Here is a 19,338-nt window from a genome sequence, read left to right as displayed (position 1 = left end):
TAAATTTATTTAGTACAAAAATTAAAATATATTTACCTATTAATATAAACCCACCCTTTTTGTGTTTTAGAAACTCCGTGAACTACATATTTTAAGATGTAAAAATACGTACCCGCAGGTAATTTATCTTTGGAATTTACTACAAAACTACCCGTAGATTCTCCTGTCCAATCATTTTTATAATTCTCTGTATTATAAACAAGATTACCCCAACGGTTAAAAATTTCTAAACTATTGCTATCGTATTTTGTTAAGTTTCTAAAAACTAATGTTTCATTTTTTGTATCGCCATTTGGTGATATCAAAAGGTTTATATTATTTGAATCAGCAAAGCCCGATGCTAAGGTTATAATTTGATAATTATCAGGAACAAAACTATTTGATGTTACCGATCCTTCTGTTAAATTTCCTGTTATTTCGGCTGCACCGAGGTCTTCCCATTGGCTATTTATATTACTCCAACCTACAACTCTTAATTTTTCAAGACTATTTTTTGATAGCATAGCTACATCACTACGATCATTCCAGGTCAGAGTAACACTTGTATTTGATGCACCGTTTAAATCCCAAAATTCTGTTTTACTAACATTATCAATAAAGACTTGCTTACTATCTGTTAAAAAAGTTTCAGAAAAAGTTGTTGGCATATTTGGGTCTTCATAAAAATAAGCACCTAAAAAAGTGTTTTGCTTGTTTTGAATAGGTAATATCATTGGGCGCAGATTGTCGCTATCTCCAATTGGAAATATAAATTCATCAGTTCCTTTACTTCTTAGCATTGCATAACCGTTAATATGATTATTATCGTTTTCACCTGCATAAAAACGATGTTTATTAAATTCTAAAGAAATAGCTAGATTATTTTTATCTGTAACAACTTTTCCATTAATAAAACTTAATTCATTAGTAAGGGCTAGTGAACTTTCTAACTCCAAATTATTTACAACATCAATTTCTACATTATAAAAAGTCGCTTTTTTAACTCCTGAAACTATCAACTTTTCGGTATCACTATAAAAACCTACTGTTCCTTTGTTATTTTCAAAACTTCCATCATTAATTAAATTGGTATGAAAAGCAATATTTGCATCATCATGTAACTGAATAGTACCCATATTTTTAAATGCCGTTTGAGCAAAGGTTACTGTAGTGGATAAAATGATAAAAAGTAAGTTTTTCATACTATTAATATATGTGAAAATTAATTTATTTGCTGCCAATCAGTTCCATCAGATTGTAATTGAACTGTAGTTTGCCTTGGTATAGAATTAGTTGTATTAGTTGTTCTTGTTATATAAGTGATATTTAAGTTCACTCCTCGATACCAATTTGTTTTTATAATATAAATACGCCCTGTAACACTACTAGCAGCAGGTAAGGTTATAGTTCTAGTGTTTGACTCATTTTTAGCAATCAAGGTATAGTGGTCTTCTGTCAGAGTAAAATCTGTATTAGTACTTATTATTGATTTTGAAATAGAACCAACTACTTGAAAAGTAGAATTAGCTTTATTAAAAGAAGCATCATTATAGTTCGTATTTAAATTACTCGAAATAGGTACCTCTTGCTGATTTAAATTAATACCAAATCTCGTCTTAGCATTTTGTGTGGCGTTGCTACCTTGAACACGGAATAACTCTCTATGAAATTTAGCACCTCTGTAATCATATCTTTTAAAAACTATTGGTTCATCGCCATCATCACCAATTACAAACTCTAAACGCCCCTGATTATTAGGACCTGCAGAACCAATTTCGAAAAAATCTGTTTCACCAGAACTTCCTTTCAACCTAAAGCTTCCATTTGGTGTGGTAAAAAACATTGGCTTATAAAAATTCGTACCACTTGCCTGAAATTGTAAAGCAGAAACTCCGTTAATACCTCTAACATGTACTACAGATTGATTATTATCAGTATAATCTGGATATGGTTGCGTTAAGCCTAATGTTTGCCTACGACCAAATTCTAATATCGAAATATTATTTGAACGTATTTGCATTTTTTTATCATCGGTCGTTCCTAAAAAATTAGCTGTTGTTGTTCCTGAATTCCCTGTGGTTAACCAGTTATTTAATGCAGGATTATCAATCCAATTAGTACCTGAAGTTGTTGATGTTAAAATTTGTCCATTTGTACCAACATCACCACTTGTATCAGCAAAAGTACCTGTTACTGATAAATTTTTAGGTATATTAATATTCTGTGTATCATCTATTAATAAGGCATTTACTCCAGCAGTTGAAAAACCTAATTGATCGGCAGCAATACGGTACATTCCTGTATTTGAATCACTAGAAAACCTATAAGAAGGTTGCCCAACTGTTCCATTAGAATTATTATATCCTTGTGACCTTATTGCGCCTTGTACTGTAACTTTGTTTGTTCCAGATAAAGTACTACCTATTTGTAAACGATTATTGGTATTATCCCAAAATAATTGATTATTATTTTCTGTTGGTTTTCCATCTGCTCCTGCAAAAAATATAGAACCTAGTGTTCCTATATGTTCAGCACTATTGTCTACCCATTTTGTAGCTGTACTTGTTGATGATAAAATTTGCCCAGCTCCCCCAAGACTTCCTGTACTATCTTTATAACCTTTATCTACAGTAATATATTCTAAAAAACGTGTATGGTTAACTACGTTAATACCAGTAGTAGCCCTTAAATCTAAATAACCTTTTGAATTTAAAGAAATATAATTAGTGTTATCTATATCAAAATTAGTTAAATCTGTAAAACGAAATGAATTTGTTTTACCTGTTACTAGTCTATCTGAAGTTAACATTCCATTGGTGGTATATACATTCTCAGTAAGATTGTTAGTATCTGTTATTTTTTTCCAACGATTTGTATTTATTGGTTCATCAGCATCATAGATTTTAATTTCGCTTGCTGTAGTATCAAACCAAATATCACCTTCGATAGGGTTTAAAGGTTCTGTTGCAATTGTAGTTACCTTATTTTTGGTATTATCAATCCAATTAGTTCCTGTTGCTGTTGACGATAAAATTTGCCCTGCCACACCTGCATTATTCCCAGCATCTATAAATTGTTTTTTTACTTGAAAATTTTCATCTACAGTAAGATTTTTACCTATACCGAGACTTTTAGTAATACTTGTATTATTATCTAATAATATATTTCCAAAGGCTGTAATTGTTACATCATCTCCACTAGAACCTATTGTTGTTTTGGCTGAACTAAGTATCTCATTTACATCTGTGTATACTTTAAAATTTCCTATGTCGTTAAAAGAAAGGTCATATTTTCCACCAGACCCTGTACTTCCTGTTATTACTCTATGATAAGTTAAGCTACCATTTGCATTGTAAAAATTTGTAGTAAGGTTATTTGTATCAGATATTTTTTTCCAATTAGTTCCGTCCCATACTTTTATTTTGCTATCAACATTATTAAACCAAACATCACCCACTATTGGGTTTGAAGGAGCTGTTAATGTTGTGGTTGTGGTTACGTGGTTTTTAAACACGGTGTTTATAGTTCCTTTATTATCAATAACTTTAAATTCTTGAGCATTTATATTTAAAGATGTTAAAATAAAAGTAATAATTAAGGTAAATAAATAGTTTTTATAATTTATCATCTGTTTAATAATTAGTAATAAAAGTAATACTATTTTTATCAAATAGCCTTATATCAATTTTTTGGCGTAAATATAATTGAAATATATTTTAGAGTAAAATATTCTAAAATATAATATTTTTTTTGTTACAAAGCAATTTTAATTAGAATATAACTACTATATTTTAAATTTATCAATATATTTATTACGATTACTCTACTTATTACTAAATATTAATATTATTTTCGCCAAGCAATTTCTATTAAAGTTTCAGGAAAATCAACACTAGTACCATTACAATACGCTTGTATAAAATCACCTTCGTTAACATCAATATTAAGAATATTATTGTGGTTTCCTTGCTGATTAGTCATTATTAATGATGCTATTGCTGTTGTACCATCATTTTTACGGATTTCTAACGTCCAGGTTTGGTCTATATCTGTTTGTGCTGTTATTGCTGTTATAGTAGCATTTCTAATCATTCGCCAACCATTTTTATTTGATGGAGCACCGTTAAATTGCCTTAAATATTGGTCTGTAGTATTATCGTTATCTCTACCCCAACCAATCATGGTACGGTCAACACTAAGCCATTTCATTCTTGTGCCGTCATAAATATATAAAATACCATTTGTGCTGTCAACAAACATCTGTCCGCCACTTGTTCCTGTAGGCGTAGTAGTGTTTGGTTCAATTTTAAAAGGGACATCAGTACTTTTTACGTGTAATTGCGCATCAATAGTAGTTGCTGAAAAATCGCCAATACCAACATTATCGTTTTTATATATTTTGGTATCGTTTTTATCGGCAGTTAAATTATCATCTAAAGCAAGCCAAGTGCTTACTGCTGTATTATCAACCCAATTAGTAGCTATTCCTGTTGATGATAAAACTTGCCCTGTTGTACCGGTATTATTAGTGGCATCTTTAAAAGCTCCCTTTAAATAAAAGTCATTATCAGCTGTGATATTACCTCTTAATGAAATATTAGCGCTTGTAAGTGCAAGAGATATTGGGCTATTTATCTGGAAATAAGCAGTAGAATTCAATTGCACATCAAAAACGTCATAAATATGAAATGAACCTAAACCATAAAACCGTAAACTTTTTCCATTTCCGTTTACATCCCTATCGGTAGTAATAGTTCCATTTTCTGTATAAATATTTTGATTAGAAAATTGTTTCCAAACAGGTATAGGTAAAGCATCATAAATATTAATAACATCATTTGGCGAATTTGTATCAATCCAAATATCTCCTTCTAAAGGATTTAAAGGAGCAGTTGTAGCCGAAGTAACTGTGTTATTATTTACCGTATTAATAGTTCCTTTATTATCAACAACTTTAAATTGTTGTGCATTTATTTTGAATGAAACAAATGTAAATACAAGAAGTAACAGTTTTTTTTTGCAAGTTATCATATTCTTAATTTTTTTTAATACCGATTTTATAATCGTTACTAAATTTATAAGTTAAGCAATATGTGTAATTAAAGCTGTTATTTATAAGATGAGTAACTATATATTAAAATCTAAAACCTTGTAATATAAGGTGGTCTTTTTGGGGGGAAAAGGGAGCAATGTCAATTTTTAAAAATGTAATAAGTTAATAATAACCGCTAAGCATTGGTTTTAATTATAAAACCAATGCCTAAGGTTAAAAATATATTGTTGCTTTTAAGCAGTAATATTAGTTTGTGTATTGAATTTCAATAACATCTTCATCAAATAAAGTTACTTTATTTTTATCAATAGTAACCTCTCCATCTGTTGTTAAAATTAAATCACTTTGACGTAATTTAACACCATTTCTATATACAAATAATCTAGCTGGCTTTAATAAAGCAGCTATAGGTAAATCTGCAGGAGTAAAAGTATAATCAGCATCAGCAGGAGCAGTTAATACTTTTTCCTCATAAACATTTTTAGCTAACGTTTCTAAATAAGCAGCAACATCAGCAGCTAATAACTTCTTGATTTCACCTGTAAGTTCATCTCTAACCATTAAAGTTAAACCAGCAGTACCAAAGTTAGCAGCAGGCTTAAGGTTTATATCTGGACCAACCATATCAGCAGCAGATACTCCAGCAATACCTTCAATATTAAGGACTTTACCATTAGCAGCATCAGAAGTAATAGTTGTAGGAGCTACTAAAGTACCACCTAATTGAATAGTAGTTACATTAGTGGCAGCATCAGTAACCTGAGTAAGACCATTAGCAGATTGTACATATTTAATTGTACCTTTATTATCTACAGATTTTACAACTTTAGCGTCTGCTTGTTTTACTAAATCAGCATTAGTAGCATCAGTTTGCTGTGCGCTAACAGTTCCGATAGTTAACATTCCTACAGCAACCATTGCTAATTTGAACGAGTTTGTTTTTTTCATCATTTTTGGTTTTAATTGGGGTTCTTTATTTAATAAATTTGTACTATTCTTATTTGATCGCCTGTATAACATTTTGCACCAGGCTCTAATGTAATACCAGTTTTAGCAGTGTTTACCGTAAAACCTACACGCACACCGTTTCTATAAACGTTTATTTTATCTTCGGTTTTTAAAGTTACTAAAAACTCTACTTGATTTAGTGTCGCAGCTGTTAATAGTGTTTCCTCTTGCCTAACAGCAATATTTGCTAGCGTTACTTTTCTTAAAACACCATTTGCATCAACAGTAACAACCTTATCAGTTGTAGCGTTTCCATCTTGTAAACCTTCAATAGTTAAGGTATTTGTAGCGTCTGTTGTTATTGTTGTTGGTTTTGTTAAAGCTCCACCTAATTCTACAGCATTAGTTGTTGTATTAATATTCAAACCATTGTTTGCTGTTACGGTTGTGCTTGTTTGTGTAACCCAAGCTGTTCCGTTATGGGCATAAATTGTTCCTGTTGCAGTATCTACATAAATATCACCAGCAACTGAATTTGGAGCTGTTGTATTAGTAGGTACTCCTGTTCCTTTCTTCGGATTTTCATTTAGTAAAACCCAAGCTGTACCATTATAAATACTTGTTTGATTGGTTGTTGTGTTAATCCAAAAATCTCCTAAATTATTATTTGTTGTAGGAGGATTATCTGCCAGTGGTGTTACTTTTATAGAATTAGTCGCTAAATTACATAAACTAACCCATGCAGTACCGTTATACATAAAAACACAGTTATCAGTCGTATTATAAACCAACGCACCTTGTAAAGGACGTTTATTAGGATCGGAACTTAAAAGCAGGCTTTGCATTACCGTATTATCCATACGAGTTAAAACGAAAACCTTATCAGTGCTTTCTAGCTCTAAAATAGAAGTCGGATTGATATCACTAGGATTATCGCCAATTTTTACCTGCGCAAAAAGAGTGATATTCGTTAGTAAAACAAGTATTAAAGAAATTTTTAATCTCATACTTTTGTGTAAATTTTTTACAATATTAATCTTTATTTAAATAAAATGAAACAAATTCCTTGTATATTTTTTATCGAAAAATATACGTTAAGTGTTTATATATAAAAGAAATAACAATAATCATGCCTATTTTTTAAAACAAAAAGAGGCATAAAAAATCATATACAATCAGGGATACCTTTGTTAATTTAACGTTAAAACACTCTAAAGTAAAAAGATAAAAAAATTTATGACTCATAGCGCCTGTTTAAATTTTATCTAAAAAAAAATAAAGTATAAAAACAGAAAATATAAATTCGTCAAATAAAATTAGTTCAGCTTTGTATCTTTATTTGCTAAAATAGTATCGATAATTTGAACTGTTTTCTGTTGATTTATTTTGATGATAAAAAAGTTCTCGATACATTTTTTTGAAAGACTCTAACTGAGAGTTATTTTGATTTTGAAGAGATTTATTCAATTTTAGTTAAAAAATAAAGTTTGATATACTAAATTCCTAGCCCCGATTGAAGCTTTGTTTGAGCTCTTTTTTTGATTTTTCTTCAAAAAAAAGCGAGTGCTGAAAGCGGGAAATTGCTTCAAATAATTATTCTTTTTTTACAAGTTAAATTTCATCTAAAAAAACGTTCAAACTGATAGCCTTACTTTTTAAACAAGTTTATTGTAATAAGAACTAAACTTTCGAATTAAAAAGAACATCTAGAAAAGTTTTTATCGTTTTAAAACCATAATATACGGTAAATAAAATTAAAAAGCAACCAATTAATAATAATATATAAGCAATATATATTTTAGGAGTCTGAGTAAAAATACGTTGTGCTTTAAAAGCTAAACTCAACATGATTGGCGATACAATTAATAATCCTAATAAAGTTAGGAACTTTTTTACAACCGTATCATTTGTTATTTTTTTAGTCATTTTGAGCCTCTTTTTTAAAATTTACAATAGCATTTCTAACATTTCCATATTTTTCTAGTAATACGGTTGCAAGGTCATTATTAATGTGTAGTTCAGCAATTAGCATTTTTTTAGCTCTTTCTACTAATTTTTTATTAGAAAGCTGCATATCAACCATTTTATTACCTTTTACCTTTCCTAACTGAATCATTGTAGCAGTAGAAAGCATATTTAGTACTAATTTTTGTGCTGTACCTGCTTTCATTCGAGAGCTACCCGTTAAAAACTCCGCTCCAACGACTACCTCAACAGGAAATTGAGCCGTTAATGCTAAAGGACTATTTTTATTACAGGTAATACAGCCCGTAATTATTTGGTTTTCGTTGCATTTTTTAAGCGCCGAAATTACATAAGGCGTAGTCCCAGAAGCAGCAATACCAATAACAATATCATTTTCGGTAATTTGTTTATTTTGCAAGTCTTCCCAACCTTTTTTGGTAGCATCTTCGGCATTTTCTACGGCTTTTCTAATAGCAATATCGCCACCAGCAATAAGCCCCACAACTAGGTTATGCCCAACGCCAAAAGTAGGTGGGCATTCGCTTGCGTCTAAAATACCTAAACGCCCACTTGTGCCTGCTCCAATATAAAATAACCTCCCTCCTTGTTGTAATTTTAATACAATTTGTTCTGTTAATTTTTCAATTTGAGGCAAGGCTTTTTCAACAGCCAAAGGCACTGTTTTATCTTCGTTATTTATGTTTGATAATACCTCAGAAATACTCATTTTTTCTAAATTATCATACTTCGAGTTTTGTTCGGTTGTTTTGGTAAAATTCATGTTTCAAATTTAGTAATTATAAAGTTTTTATGCTGATAAATATAATAAATTTAATTTGTTAATTATTGATAACAACACAATGTAGAAACACCAATTTATAGCGTCTTTTTTTGGTGATGTTTTGGTGTTTTGTGTTTGTTTTTTTTGAATTTATTTTTGCGGAATCGTATTGTGAGACGCGATAAATCGCGTCTGTACGTATTTTTATTGTGGAATTTTCACAAAGAAAAAGCCTCATCAATATTTGACAAGGCTTTTTTACTCACATTATATATCTGTTACTTTGCTACGTTTACGGCTCTAGTTTCACGGATTACAGTCACTTTTACCTGCCCTGGGTAGGTCATATCATTTTGTATTTTTTGTGAAATATTAAATGATAATTCGGCAGCTTTGGTGTCGTTTACTTTTGAACTTTCGACCATAACTCTTAATTCACGTCCTGCTTGAATGGCGTAGGCTTTTTGTACACCTGTAAAACCAAAAGCAATATCTTCTAAATCTTTTAAACGCTGAATATAAGAATCTAAAACTTGACGACGCGCTCCTGGTCTTGCTCCTGAAATAGCATCACAAACCTGTACAATTGGTGATAATAAACTCTTCATTTCTATTTCATCATGATGCGCACCAATGGCATTACAAACATCTGGTTTTTCGCCATATTTTTCAGCCCATTGCATTCCTAATAAAGCATGTGGTAATTCACTTTCTGTTTCAGGTACTTTACCAATATCATGTAATAAACCAGCACGTTTAGCCGCTTTTGCATTTAAGCCCATTTCAGCAGCCATAACCCCACAAAGATTTGCAACCTCACGAGAGTGTTGTAGTAAGTTTTGCCCATAAGAAGAACGATATTTCATACGTCCAACAGTTTTTATTAATTCAGGATGTAATCCATGAATACCTAAATCGATAACAGTGCGTTTACCTACTTCTATAATTTCTTGACCAATCTGTTTTTCAGTTTTCTTAACAACCTCTTCAATTCTTGCTGGGTGAATACGCCCATCGGTTACTAATTTATGCATTGATAAACGAGCAATTTCTCTACGGATAGGATCAAAACACGATAAAATAATTGCCTCTGGCGTATCGTCAACAATAATTTCGACACCCGTTGCAGCTTCTAAAGCACGAATATTACGACCCTCACGCCCAATAATACGTCCTTTAACATCGTCAGACTCTAAATTAAATACCGACACACAATTTTCAACAGCCTGCTCTACTCCTACTCTTTGAATGGTTTTTAAAACAACTTTACGAGCTTCTTGCTGTGCTGTCATTTTAGATTCTTCAATGGTTGTTTGTACAAAAGACATCGCTTCTGATTTCGCTTCGTCTTTTAATGATGATACTAGCTCAGTTTTAGCATCTTCTGCCGATAATCCTGAAATTTGCTCTAGCATATCAACATGACGTTTATGTGCTTTTTCGACCTCAGCTTCTTTCTTTTCTAAAATTTCTATTTTATGTTCAAAATCGGCTTCTTTCTTTTCTAAAACCTTAATTTTAGAAGTAAAATCAGTAGCTTTACTTTCTACTGCTTTATTTAATTTTCTATTTTTATCTAATTCTGACGAAATTTGACTTTCTTTATCTCTAGTTCTTTTTTCTACATCAGAAATTTTCTTTTCTCTTGATAAAATTACTTTTTCATGCTCAGATTTTAACTCAATAAATTTTTCTTTAGCTTGTAATATTTTATCTTTTTTTATTGAATCTGCTTCTATTTTAGCCGATTTAACAATATTTTTGACTTCTTTTTTGGTTTCTATTATTAATTTATTTGCTTTAGATTTCTCTAATATTTTAGCAATAATAAAACCGATTGCTACTCCTATAATTCCTGCTAATACAGGAAATAAATTTCCATCCATAATTTTAATTTAATTGTATAAAAAAACCTACATTAATAAGGTTTTATAAACTCCGTAAAACAGGTTTAGGACTAACTGGCTTGTCAAGGATCTGAAAATAAATTCGGCATGCTTTAAAAACCAAGACTCATCCTTTCTAAATAAATAGTGTTGAGTTTAACAAACAATGTACTAATGTAGGCAGTAATATTAATATATATTTTAAAAGAACGTTATAAATGTTTTTCTAACAAGTTAGTTAAATCATTTATTTTATTTATTACTTCAGTATTTTCTTTATCACTTGCTAAAGATACAATTTCTAATTTAGATGCAAATTGCAATGCACACATTGCCAATACATCTTGCTTATCAGCTACTGCATATTTTTGTTCAAACTTAACAAGTAAATCATTAATGTTTTTTGCAGCAGTACGCATTCCTTGTTCTTCATCAGTGTTTTCGACACTTAAAGGATACGTTCGTCCTGCAATTACTACATTAACTTTGATTTTTGTCATGTTAAAGAACCTTTATGAATTTAAAAGACTAATACATTTATCAATTTCTCGAACTAAAGTATTTATTTTTTGCTTTGTTTCTTTTCTATTTTCGCTACTGCCTTGTATAGTTTTAACAACTTTAAGCAATTGATATTCTTCTTGCTTTATTTTTAATTCTTGTGTTTTCTCTTCTAATAAAACGTGTAATTTTGCATGATTTTCACGCAAAACTTGGTTTTCTTCTTTTAAAAACTGATACTTATGTAATAAGATTTTTAACTTATCTTCTAGTAAATAAATTGCTTCTAAAGGGGTACTCATTTATTTTTTTGAGAATAAAACTATACATACAAAGTTATCATTATAGATTTTAAATAGCAACTCTTTTAGTACTTTTTAATAAAACATTGATTACAAGCAAACTACATATTTATCTTATTTTTAGTATTTTTGTATAACCCATAAAACAAAAGATACAAACGAACTTATCATCATTTAGCATTAATTAGACCTTAATTAATTTGCCTATTAATTAATATTTAAAATAAGAAGATCTTTATTATTAAGCTAAAAACGTAATTGTTTTTTAACTTCACATACATTAAAACCCTACTATTTACCTTATATGTGGGGTTTTTGTTGTTTTTATAACGACTAACACCTCTGGACTAAATTAAGCGCTTACAGCTAATATTTAATATGTTAATTTTTATTTAAAACCTTAGCTATTTACAAAAACCTTAAAAATAGTTGAAAAGTACAAAATTAACCAAAATAGCTGTTTTTAAGACTTTCTCTATTTTTAAGAAAAACTTAAAACATTCTTATATTTCTTTACACGACAAAAACCACTTAAAACCAATATTAACAAGCTATACAGGCGTTTTATAATTAACAAAACAACTAAATTAATAAGCCTAAAAACTACTAAATTAAAAATAAAACGAAATGTACATTTTTATATTAGGGTGTAACGTAGGGTGCAATGTAGGGTGCAACATTGTATGTATAAAAAACAACCGAAGACACCCCTATAATGCACTTTTTTACATTTGCTTTTGCTGATTATCAGTAAGTTACAAAACGTAGTACCCCCCATATAACATGGGTTTTTGAGTTTTTACATTGATTATCAGGTAGTTATGTTTTTTAACACCCCTTATTTACGCCAAACAACCTTCATACTACTATTAGCCGACACTCCTATTCATGTTATCCTCCATATTTGAAGTGTTGTTTAGCAATTTTTGTTGTAAAGCATCTATTCTTTCGTGTAATTCTGTGTTTTTTTCTAAAGATTTATAGTATCTCTCTTTATAATCAATATTAGCAATCTCTTGTTTTGGTTGTTCTTGCTTTAACATTTCACCTCTTCCAGTTAAAAGCCATTCAGCTGATAAATCAGGATATTTGTCCAAAATTTTGGATAAATATATGTCTGATGCACTAGATTTTATATGAGATTTATCCACAAAGCCCTTTTTTAATCCAGTTTTACGTAAAAAGTCTTGAGAGTTTATCCCTTGATTATCAATAAAGTATAATATTCTTGCTCTTGATGTTTCCAAAATTTTAGATTTTTATTTGTTTTATTCCAATATTTTGGAATACATTTGTAAGGTCAATTAGTAGTAACAATTAAACAAAACAAAGTAATGAAAAAAATACGACTGCACCCTGATTTGAAAAAACAAATCGCTAAAGAACTAGAGTGTTCTGGTCAAACAGTAGATATGAGCCTTGTGTTTGTATTTAATTCTGATAAATCTAAGAATATAAGAAAACGAGCAATTGAATTACTTCAACAAGATGTTAAACGAGCGGTTGAATTGACTCAAGAAGAAGTTGATAATCTAAATCAATAGAAAATCCCGCCACGGCTTTGCGTGGTTTCGACACCACGGCGGGAACTAATAATAGTAATATTATGAACACACAACAAAATCCTTTTGAATATCATAACAATAAGCTTGGCGTAAAAATTAAGTTTTTAGTTTCGGATGAAAATAAACGTGATGATAAAAGTTTGCGGTTGATACCTTATAGAACTTTATCATATAGAATGAATAGTGAAACTTGCTTAGAGCAACAATTACGTGAAGGTTCATGGTCTTATAGTGCCTTAGCCGAATTTAACACACTTCATCAAGACTGGCGTGATTTACTTACTGTAACCTTTGGTAAGCCTATTGAAAAAGTAAAACAAAGTTATTTTGCATCGCATTATGTAGCGGATAGAGAGGCATTCGATTTTTTCTGCCAACACCGTTTTGGTAAAAACAACGAACGAAAACTAGACCCCGAAGTTATAGAACTTTATACTTATAATGCTTCCGTATTAAATGCCGTAATAGCTGTAAAAACAAACCGAAAAGCATACGTAAAAGCATTAGGAGGTGTTAAAATAAATATATGGGATAGTTTAAGTAAAGATGTAAATGCTTTTAGAGATGTAGCTCATAATTTACCAACTACGCCAACCTCTTTACGCCATAAAGTAACTAAGTATAATAAGCTAGGTTATACGGCAATTATTTCACGAAAATACGGCAATATAAGTGCCTCTAAAGTAGTGTTATCAGAGCAAAAAGCATTGTTAGATGAACTAATTGCAAAGCACACTAATTTAGATAATGAAATTATAGCAACCTTATATAATGCCGTTGCTAACCGTTTAACAGATTGGAAAACCATAACATCAGGTACTGTTGCAAATCGAAAAAAAGAAATAAGCTTAACCGCAAGTGCTGGACGAAATAGTGTAAAATATTTAGGTAATAATATGCTGATGCAAAATAAACGTAAAGCCCCATCTGCACCAATGCTATATTGGACATTAGACGGTTGGGATGCAGAGTTATTATATCAAAAAACAAGTATTAACAAAGAAGGAAGAAGTGTAACTACTTTTCATAACAGATTAACAGTTGTGGTGGTTTTAGATGCACATCAAAAATACCCAATAGGATACGCAATCGGTACGCATGAAACTCCAAAATTAATATTTGAAGCCTTACAAAATGCTATAAACCATACAAAAGAACTGTTTGGCGAATATCACAGACCTTATCAAATTCAATCAGATAATTACAGTATTAAAAAATTACGCCCATTATACGAGGCTTTAACAAAGCATTTTACACCCGCCGCAGTAGGTAATGCTAAAGCTAAAATTATTGAGCCTTATTTTGGATATATCAATAAAAAATATGCAAAACTTCACGATAACTGGAGCGGTCATAATGTAAATAGCGGTTCTAAGAATCAGCCTAATTCAGAAATGCTAAACAAAATACGTAATTATTTTCCTGATGAATTAGGATGTAGAAATCAAATTACCGCCATTATTGAAACGGAGCGTCAAACCAAACGAGATAGTTATGTTGCTAATTGGGTGCATACGAAAATGGAACATCGTTTACCTATGGATTTTCAACAATATATGTTAGTGTTTGGTAGTAGCACAGGAAATACAAATAAATTACGAGGTGATGGAATATCATTAGTAATTGACGGCGTAAAAAAATGGTACGATTGTTTTAATCCTGTTTTTCGCCACCACGCCCACGAAGATTGGAAAGTACTCTACAATCCAAATGATTTAAGTAAGGCTCTTGCTATTTCTAAAGATGAAAAATTAGTTTTTGAATTAGAAGAAAAATACATCCAAGCAATGTGTATTGCAGACCAAGCTCCAGAAGACCACGAACAATTAAAACGAGTTAACGGGCTTAATAAGTTCTTAACAAATGAAATTATTGAAACTCGTGCTAATAATTACGATTTAATAGAAGATTTAATTAACGAAAACCCACAGCTTAACGATACCATGGCAAAACACTTAATAGTTGATAGCCTCGGACAGCACAAAAACATTAAAAGTAGCGAACGTATTTCTTTAGCAAAAGCACAAGCAATTGAAACAAAACATTTGAAAAAAGAAGCAAAAGCAAAAAGCAAGAATTTTCAAGAATCGCAACAAGATTATTACTCAAGTAAAATTAACGTAAACGAATACCTATAAATCAAATGGAAAATTCAGAAAAATTAAAAATCGCAGATGCAGTACGTAATTATATAGATACTTATGAAATTAAACCTGCCGACATGGCAAAGTTATCAGGAGTTAGTGATGTTTATGTAGGGTATATTTTAAAAAATGATTTTACCTATAAAACCGATAAAAAGCAGGGTTTAATACCCGCAACTCATTTTAATAAGTTAGCTCGTGCAATTGGTTATACTTCAAAAAAAGTGTACTGGGTAAACAGAGCAACGCCACAATTAACAGCCACTTTAGCTATTTTAAAGGAAGCTAAAGAATTTGGATACACTCGTTTAATAATCGGTGAAACTGGCTGGGGTAAAACGCACACGATTACATTATTTGCAAGAAAAAACCCATCAGATGTTTATGTAGTTACCGTTGGAAGTTCTGATAATTTAGGCGATTTAATTGATAAGGTTATTGATAAACTGAAAATAACTACGGGTAAAACCAAGTCTAAAAAAATTAGAGACATCGCTAATTTTCTAAAGAAACAAAAAGATGAAGGTTTTAATCCTCAAATAATATTTGATGAATCTGAATATATGAAGCAACCTGCTTTATGTGCCATGAAAGAATTGTACGACGCTCTGGATAAATACTGCTCTATCATTTTAATAGGAACAAATCAGTTATTAGAAAATTTAGACAAACTAAGAAAAAGAAACAAAAACGGTATTCCGCAATTTTACAGACGAGTAAAATTTGGTATTAGAGTTTTGCCAACAATTGATAGGAAGTTTAAACTGTTTTTAAACGAGATTGAAGATAAATTATTAGTAAAATTCTTGAGTGAAATTTGTGATAATTACGGGGAGCTTCACGACGTTTTAGTGCCTTGTTTACGAGAAGCTGAAAGATTGCAAACAGAAATAAGTCTTGAATTAGTACAGCAGGTTTTAAATATTTCAAAAGCATCTTAAAAATGAGAAAACAACATCGCAGACCTTTAACCGTGGCAAATATTCAAAATCAAACAATTGAAAGAATACCTTTTGGGGGTAACTGGTACCAAGCATTTAAGCAACCTCAAAATAGAGGCGTTTGGTTTGCTTACGGAGGTTCAGGAAGTGGTAAAAGTACTTTTATGATGCAATTAGCAAAAGAGTTATCAACACCCTATAAAACTCTTTACAATTTACTAGAAGAGGAAACCGACGATAGTGATTTTATAGAAAGAACTTCACTTTGTCAAATGCAAGATGTAGAAGGGAGTTTTCATGCCCAACGTTACGAGTTAGAAGAGTTAAATGAGTATTTGGAAAAAAGGAATAGCCCTGAAGTTATAATTATTGATTCGGCACCGTATTTTTTTAAAACATGGGATGAATATTGGGAATTTAAACAACGTTGGGCAACCAAAAAGATAATCGTTATCGTTGGACACGCCGAGGGAAAAAACCCAAGTACAGATTTACAAAAACGTATTATGTATGACGCTAAAATGAAAATTTTCATCAGTGGATACTTAGCAACCTGTAAAGGTAGAACCATCGGACCTAATGGAGGTCGCTATATAATATGGCAAGAAGGATATGATAAAATTCACGGAGATAACTAAAAAAAGGATAGCATGAAAAAGCAAGTACAACGATTATTGAACCTAACACCAAGCCAGTATAACCGAATGATATTTAATGTATGGTTTGAATGGTGTAACCAAAAAACAACAACATCAAAAGAGTTACAAAAGGCTTTGATATGTAAACCGCTTTTTAATTGGTGGCAAAAGGAATTATTGAATTTAGAAGCTCTTTTTTTAAAAGAAATAGCTCCTTTTTATAAGATAGTTTCCAAAGATGTGGCTCAAGATATATACGATAGTTATACAAGCGAAATATTTAAAAAGCTTTCAAAATCAACTATAAAAAAAGCAAATCTATGAATATTATAAAATCAGCTTTAGAAGTAAAAGTAGCCACGCAAAATAAATGGTTAGAAAATCACCCAGACACGCATTTTGCATATCGACAAAATAAGCAAAAACGAGATTATTATATCAGTAAACTTTGCACAATGGACGACTTAGGATTAACAACAATTAAAATATAAAAACAATGGCATTATCACCAGAAGAACAGGAACAACTTAAAAAATTACAACAAAAGCAAAAATCAGAAAAGCAGAAGTATAAAGAAGATATTAAAACTTTTAAAGAGCTATCTGCCGAGTTTGTTACCAATAATATTGATGGGCTTGTAGATCATCAAAAAAATACGGAAGCAATAATAACAATGCTTTTTCAAGATTACAAACCGCTAAAAGAGTTGAAGCAATTAGTATATGGTAAAAAATCACAAGACAGCCACACATCTACTTTAAAGGATGGTTCTGCAAGTATCACAATTGGACATAATGTATCTATAAAATTTGACGGAACTGAAACTTCAGGTGTTGAAATGATAAAAGATTACTTAGCAAGTTTGGCAGATGACAACGCAAAAGCATTGAAACTAACAAAAATAGTGAACATCGCTTTAAAAAGAAATGCGAAAACAGGTTTTTTAAATCCAGCAAAAATAGTTGAGTTAAACAGTTTACGTGATGATTTTGATTCGCCAGAGTTCGACAAAGGTTTAGATATAATTATCGCCGCTCAAATTAGAACTCAAAATAGTATGTACGTAAGTGGCTGGAAATACATTAAACAAGAAGACGGCAGAACCTCTAAGTTAGAATTTAGATTTACCGTATAAAATTAATCTTTTCCCTTGCACTACTGGAGTGAATTATTTAAAAAATAATAGCAAGTTCGAATCTTGCCAAGGGAACAAATAAAACTTGAAAATAATAATTATGAAACCTGAAAAAATGATTGAAGAATTACACTCAAAATTCAGCATATCGAGTTTAGAGTATCCTGTTTTTGAGCAAAGCAATAGGAGAACTTCCGATATTGAAGAACTTACAGAAAGTGAATTAAAAGCCCTGTATTATCTGTTTTTTCCAAGTGAAAAACCAATAACAATAGAAGAAGAATTACAGCGACTGCAAACGCAACAGGAATTAAAAAGATTGCGCTCTATTGTTTTAAATGATGCACAAAATATCGGTTTGTATAAACCTGATGATTGGCAAAAGTTCAATGTGTTTATGAAAAATAAAAGTGTTTTAAAAAAGCCTTTAAATAGCTATGAAATTTGTGAATTTCCTGCTTTAATTCTTCAATTTAAAAGTATGCGACACAAATTCAAAAATAACAAAACAAAAGTAGGCTCTAGTGCTTGGTACACTTTTATCGGAATAAAACCTTCCGTAAATTAAAAAAAGTTCCAAAGCCATACCAGACTAAAGAACTTATTTGCAATGTGAGAAATGCAAATATAATAAAACTTTGGTATGGCTTATAATAATAAAAACCTTTATACGAGAATAATTGAAATTCAAACGCTTGTACTTTATTTAAGAGAACAAGACGAAGATATTTCTTACAAAGAAATGTACTGGCAACATATTTATCCACGGTGGAAAATATGTTACCGTACCTACCACACGTATTTAGGAACGCCTGCCAAAAGAGAGCTTAAAAAATTGCTTTCTGCAGAAAAAGAAAAAATTGAATTAGAAAATAAATCACAATATAAATTATTCAACTAATGAGAAAAATAAACGAAAAAGATTTTAAAGAAGCTGCTAAAACTTTAGGCGTTGAAGTCGCTATCATTAAAGCAGTATGTGAAGTTGAGGCGCCTATGGGTGGCTTCTTACAAACTGGCGAACCAGTTATTTTATTTGAACGTCATAAATTTCATCAATTTACCGATGGCATTTTTTCGGAAAAACACCCTACTATTTCAAACCCCAGAGCTGGCGGTTATATAAGCGGCAGACGAGAGCATTTTAGGCTTCAAGAAGCGGAGAAATTAAACAGAGAAGCCGCATTAAAATCGGCATCATGGGGGAAGTTTCAAATTATGGGCTTCAATTATAAATTATGTGGGTTTTCAAATATCCAAACCTTTATAAATGCCATGTATAACAGCGAAAAGGCACAATTAAAAGCATTTGTAAATTTTATTAAATCGGTTGGTTTAAGCGATGAACTTCGCCGTAAAGATTGGAAGGGTTTTGCAAGAGGTTATAACGGCAGAGCCTACTACAAAAATGCCTACGATAAAAAGCTAAAACGAGCTTATATAAATCAAATACAGAAAAGTTATGACAAAAAACTATCTAATCAATGTGGTTAAATCAAA

General features: G+C 30.8%; 21 protein-coding genes and 1 other RNA gene. 10 read left to right on the top strand and 12 right to left on the bottom strand.

Annotation, left to right across the window (positions count from 1 at the left end; genetic code table 11):
• Positions 1-32: 32 nt before the first annotated feature.
• The 12 genes from ABNT14_RS04035 to ABNT14_RS03980 form a co-directional block, all read right to left on the bottom strand.
• Positions 33-1,181: a gliding motility-associated C-terminal domain-containing protein gene (locus tag ABNT14_RS04035; protein WP_101903536.1), complete on the bottom strand. Its 1,149-nt coding sequence runs from the start codon at positions 1,179-1,181 to the stop codon at positions 33-35.
• A 20-nt stretch (positions 1,182-1,201) separates the two neighbouring features.
• Positions 1,202-3,607, bottom strand: coding sequence for a hypothetical protein (locus tag ABNT14_RS04030; RefSeq protein ID WP_101903537.1), 2,406 nt, complete (start codon positions 3,605-3,607; stop codon positions 1,202-1,204).
• Between the two features lie 218 nt (positions 3,608-3,825).
• Positions 3,826-5,010, bottom strand: coding sequence for a hypothetical protein (locus tag ABNT14_RS04025; RefSeq protein WP_101903538.1), 1,185 nt, complete (start codon positions 5,008-5,010; stop codon positions 3,826-3,828).
• 268 nt (positions 5,011-5,278) lie between these two features.
• Positions 5,279-5,980, bottom strand: coding sequence for a hypothetical protein (locus ABNT14_RS04020; protein ID WP_145993588.1), 702 nt, complete (start codon positions 5,978-5,980; stop codon positions 5,279-5,281).
• Between the two features lie 29 nt (positions 5,981-6,009).
• A complete protein-coding gene (locus tag ABNT14_RS04015; RefSeq protein WP_101903540.1) occupies positions 6,010-6,987 on the bottom strand; it encodes a hypothetical protein in 978 nt (325 codons plus the stop codon).
• A 673-nt stretch (positions 6,988-7,660) separates the two neighbouring features.
• Positions 7,661-7,906, bottom strand: coding sequence for a DUF6095 family protein (locus ABNT14_RS04010; RefSeq protein ID WP_101903541.1), 246 nt, complete (start codon positions 7,904-7,906; stop codon positions 7,661-7,663).
• Positions 7,899-8,726 carry an N-acetylmuramic acid 6-phosphate etherase gene (murQ, locus tag ABNT14_RS04005; protein WP_101903542.1) on the bottom strand — a complete coding sequence of 276 codons (828 nt, stop codon included), beginning with the start codon at positions 8,724-8,726 and terminating at the stop codon, positions 7,899-7,901. Before murQ ends, ABNT14_RS04010 begins: the two co-directional genes overlap by 8 nt.
• 278 nt (positions 8,727-9,004) lie before the next feature.
• On the bottom strand, positions 9,005-10,612 hold the full coding sequence (rny, locus tag ABNT14_RS04000) for a ribonuclease Y (RefSeq protein WP_101903543.1): 1,608 nt from the start codon (positions 10,610-10,612) through the stop codon (positions 9,005-9,007).
• Between the two features lie 47 nt (positions 10,613-10,659).
• Positions 10,660-10,768: non-coding RNA, 6S RNA (ssrS, locus tag ABNT14_RS03995), on the bottom strand.
• A 56-nt stretch (positions 10,769-10,824) separates the two neighbouring features.
• Positions 10,825-11,112, bottom strand: a complete 288-nt coding sequence (locus ABNT14_RS03990) for a cell division protein ZapA (protein ID WP_101903544.1) — start codon at positions 11,110-11,112, stop codon at positions 10,825-10,827.
• A 12-nt stretch (positions 11,113-11,124) separates the two neighbouring features.
• A complete protein-coding gene (locus ABNT14_RS03985) occupies positions 11,125-11,415 on the bottom strand; it encodes a hypothetical protein (RefSeq protein ID WP_101903545.1) in 291 nt (96 codons plus the stop codon).
• Positions 11,416-12,284: 869 nt separating this feature from the next.
• Positions 12,285-12,662, bottom strand: a complete 378-nt coding sequence (locus tag ABNT14_RS03980; RefSeq protein ID WP_101903546.1) for a hypothetical protein — start codon at positions 12,660-12,662, stop codon at positions 12,285-12,287.
• A gap of 87 nt (positions 12,663-12,749) precedes the next feature.
• Here ABNT14_RS03980 and ABNT14_RS03975 point away from each other — a divergent pair, with 87 nt between their 5' ends.
• The 10 genes from ABNT14_RS03975 to ABNT14_RS03930 all read left to right on the top strand — a co-directional run bounded on the left by ABNT14_RS03975 (position 12,750) and on the right by ABNT14_RS03930 (position 19,332).
• Entirely contained in the window at positions 12,750-12,959 is a 210-nt protein-coding gene (locus ABNT14_RS03975) for a hypothetical protein (protein WP_101903547.1), read from the top strand.
• Between the two features lie 62 nt (positions 12,960-13,021).
• Positions 13,022-15,118 carry a hypothetical protein gene (locus ABNT14_RS03970; protein WP_101903548.1) on the top strand — a complete coding sequence of 699 codons (2,097 nt, stop codon included), beginning with the start codon at positions 13,022-13,024 and terminating at the stop codon, positions 15,116-15,118.
• Between the two features lie 5 nt (positions 15,119-15,123).
• Entirely contained in the window at positions 15,124-16,065 is a 942-nt protein-coding gene (locus tag ABNT14_RS03965) for an ATP-binding protein (RefSeq protein ID WP_101903549.1), read from the top strand.
• A gap of 2 nt (positions 16,066-16,067) precedes the next feature.
• The gene (locus tag ABNT14_RS03960) at positions 16,068-16,703 is read left to right on the top strand and encodes an ATP-binding protein (protein ID WP_101903550.1); all 636 of its coding nucleotides are present in this window, start codon (positions 16,068-16,070) and stop codon (positions 16,701-16,703) included.
• A 12-nt stretch (positions 16,704-16,715) separates the two neighbouring features.
• Positions 16,716-17,027: a hypothetical protein gene (locus ABNT14_RS03955; protein WP_145993589.1), complete on the top strand. Its 312-nt coding sequence runs from the start codon at positions 16,716-16,718 to the stop codon at positions 17,025-17,027.
• A complete protein-coding gene (locus tag ABNT14_RS03950; protein WP_159459558.1) occupies positions 17,024-17,194 on the top strand; it encodes a hypothetical protein in 171 nt (56 codons plus the stop codon). Before ABNT14_RS03955 ends, ABNT14_RS03950 begins: the two co-directional genes overlap by 4 nt.
• 5 nt (positions 17,195-17,199) lie before the next feature.
• Positions 17,200-17,838 (top strand): hypothetical protein, encoded by a 639-nt coding sequence (locus ABNT14_RS03945; protein ID WP_101903552.1) that lies wholly within the window; start codon positions 17,200-17,202, stop codon positions 17,836-17,838.
• 100 nt (positions 17,839-17,938) lie between these two features.
• Positions 17,939-18,406, top strand: a complete 468-nt coding sequence (locus tag ABNT14_RS03940; protein WP_101903553.1) for a hypothetical protein — start codon at positions 17,939-17,941, stop codon at positions 18,404-18,406.
• 75 nt (positions 18,407-18,481) lie between these two features.
• Positions 18,482-18,739, top strand: coding sequence for a hypothetical protein (locus tag ABNT14_RS03935; protein WP_101903554.1), 258 nt, complete (start codon positions 18,482-18,484; stop codon positions 18,737-18,739).
• The gene (locus tag ABNT14_RS03930) at positions 18,739-19,332 is read left to right on the top strand and encodes an N-acetylmuramidase family protein (RefSeq protein WP_101903555.1); all 594 of its coding nucleotides are present in this window, start codon (positions 18,739-18,741) and stop codon (positions 19,330-19,332) included. The genes ABNT14_RS03935 and ABNT14_RS03930 overlap by 1 nt, the downstream gene beginning before the upstream one ends.
• The last annotated feature ends 6 nt before the right edge of the window (positions 19,333-19,338 follow it).

Origin of the sequence: Tenacibaculum dicentrarchi, from assembly GCF_964036635.1 — a bacterium.
GTDB classification, from domain to species: Bacteria; Bacteroidota; Bacteroidia; order Flavobacteriales; family Flavobacteriaceae; genus Polaribacter; species Polaribacter dicentrarchi.
The sequence above is the reverse complement of the archived record's forward strand: the minus strand, read 5'-3'. Positions and strand labels throughout refer to the sequence as shown.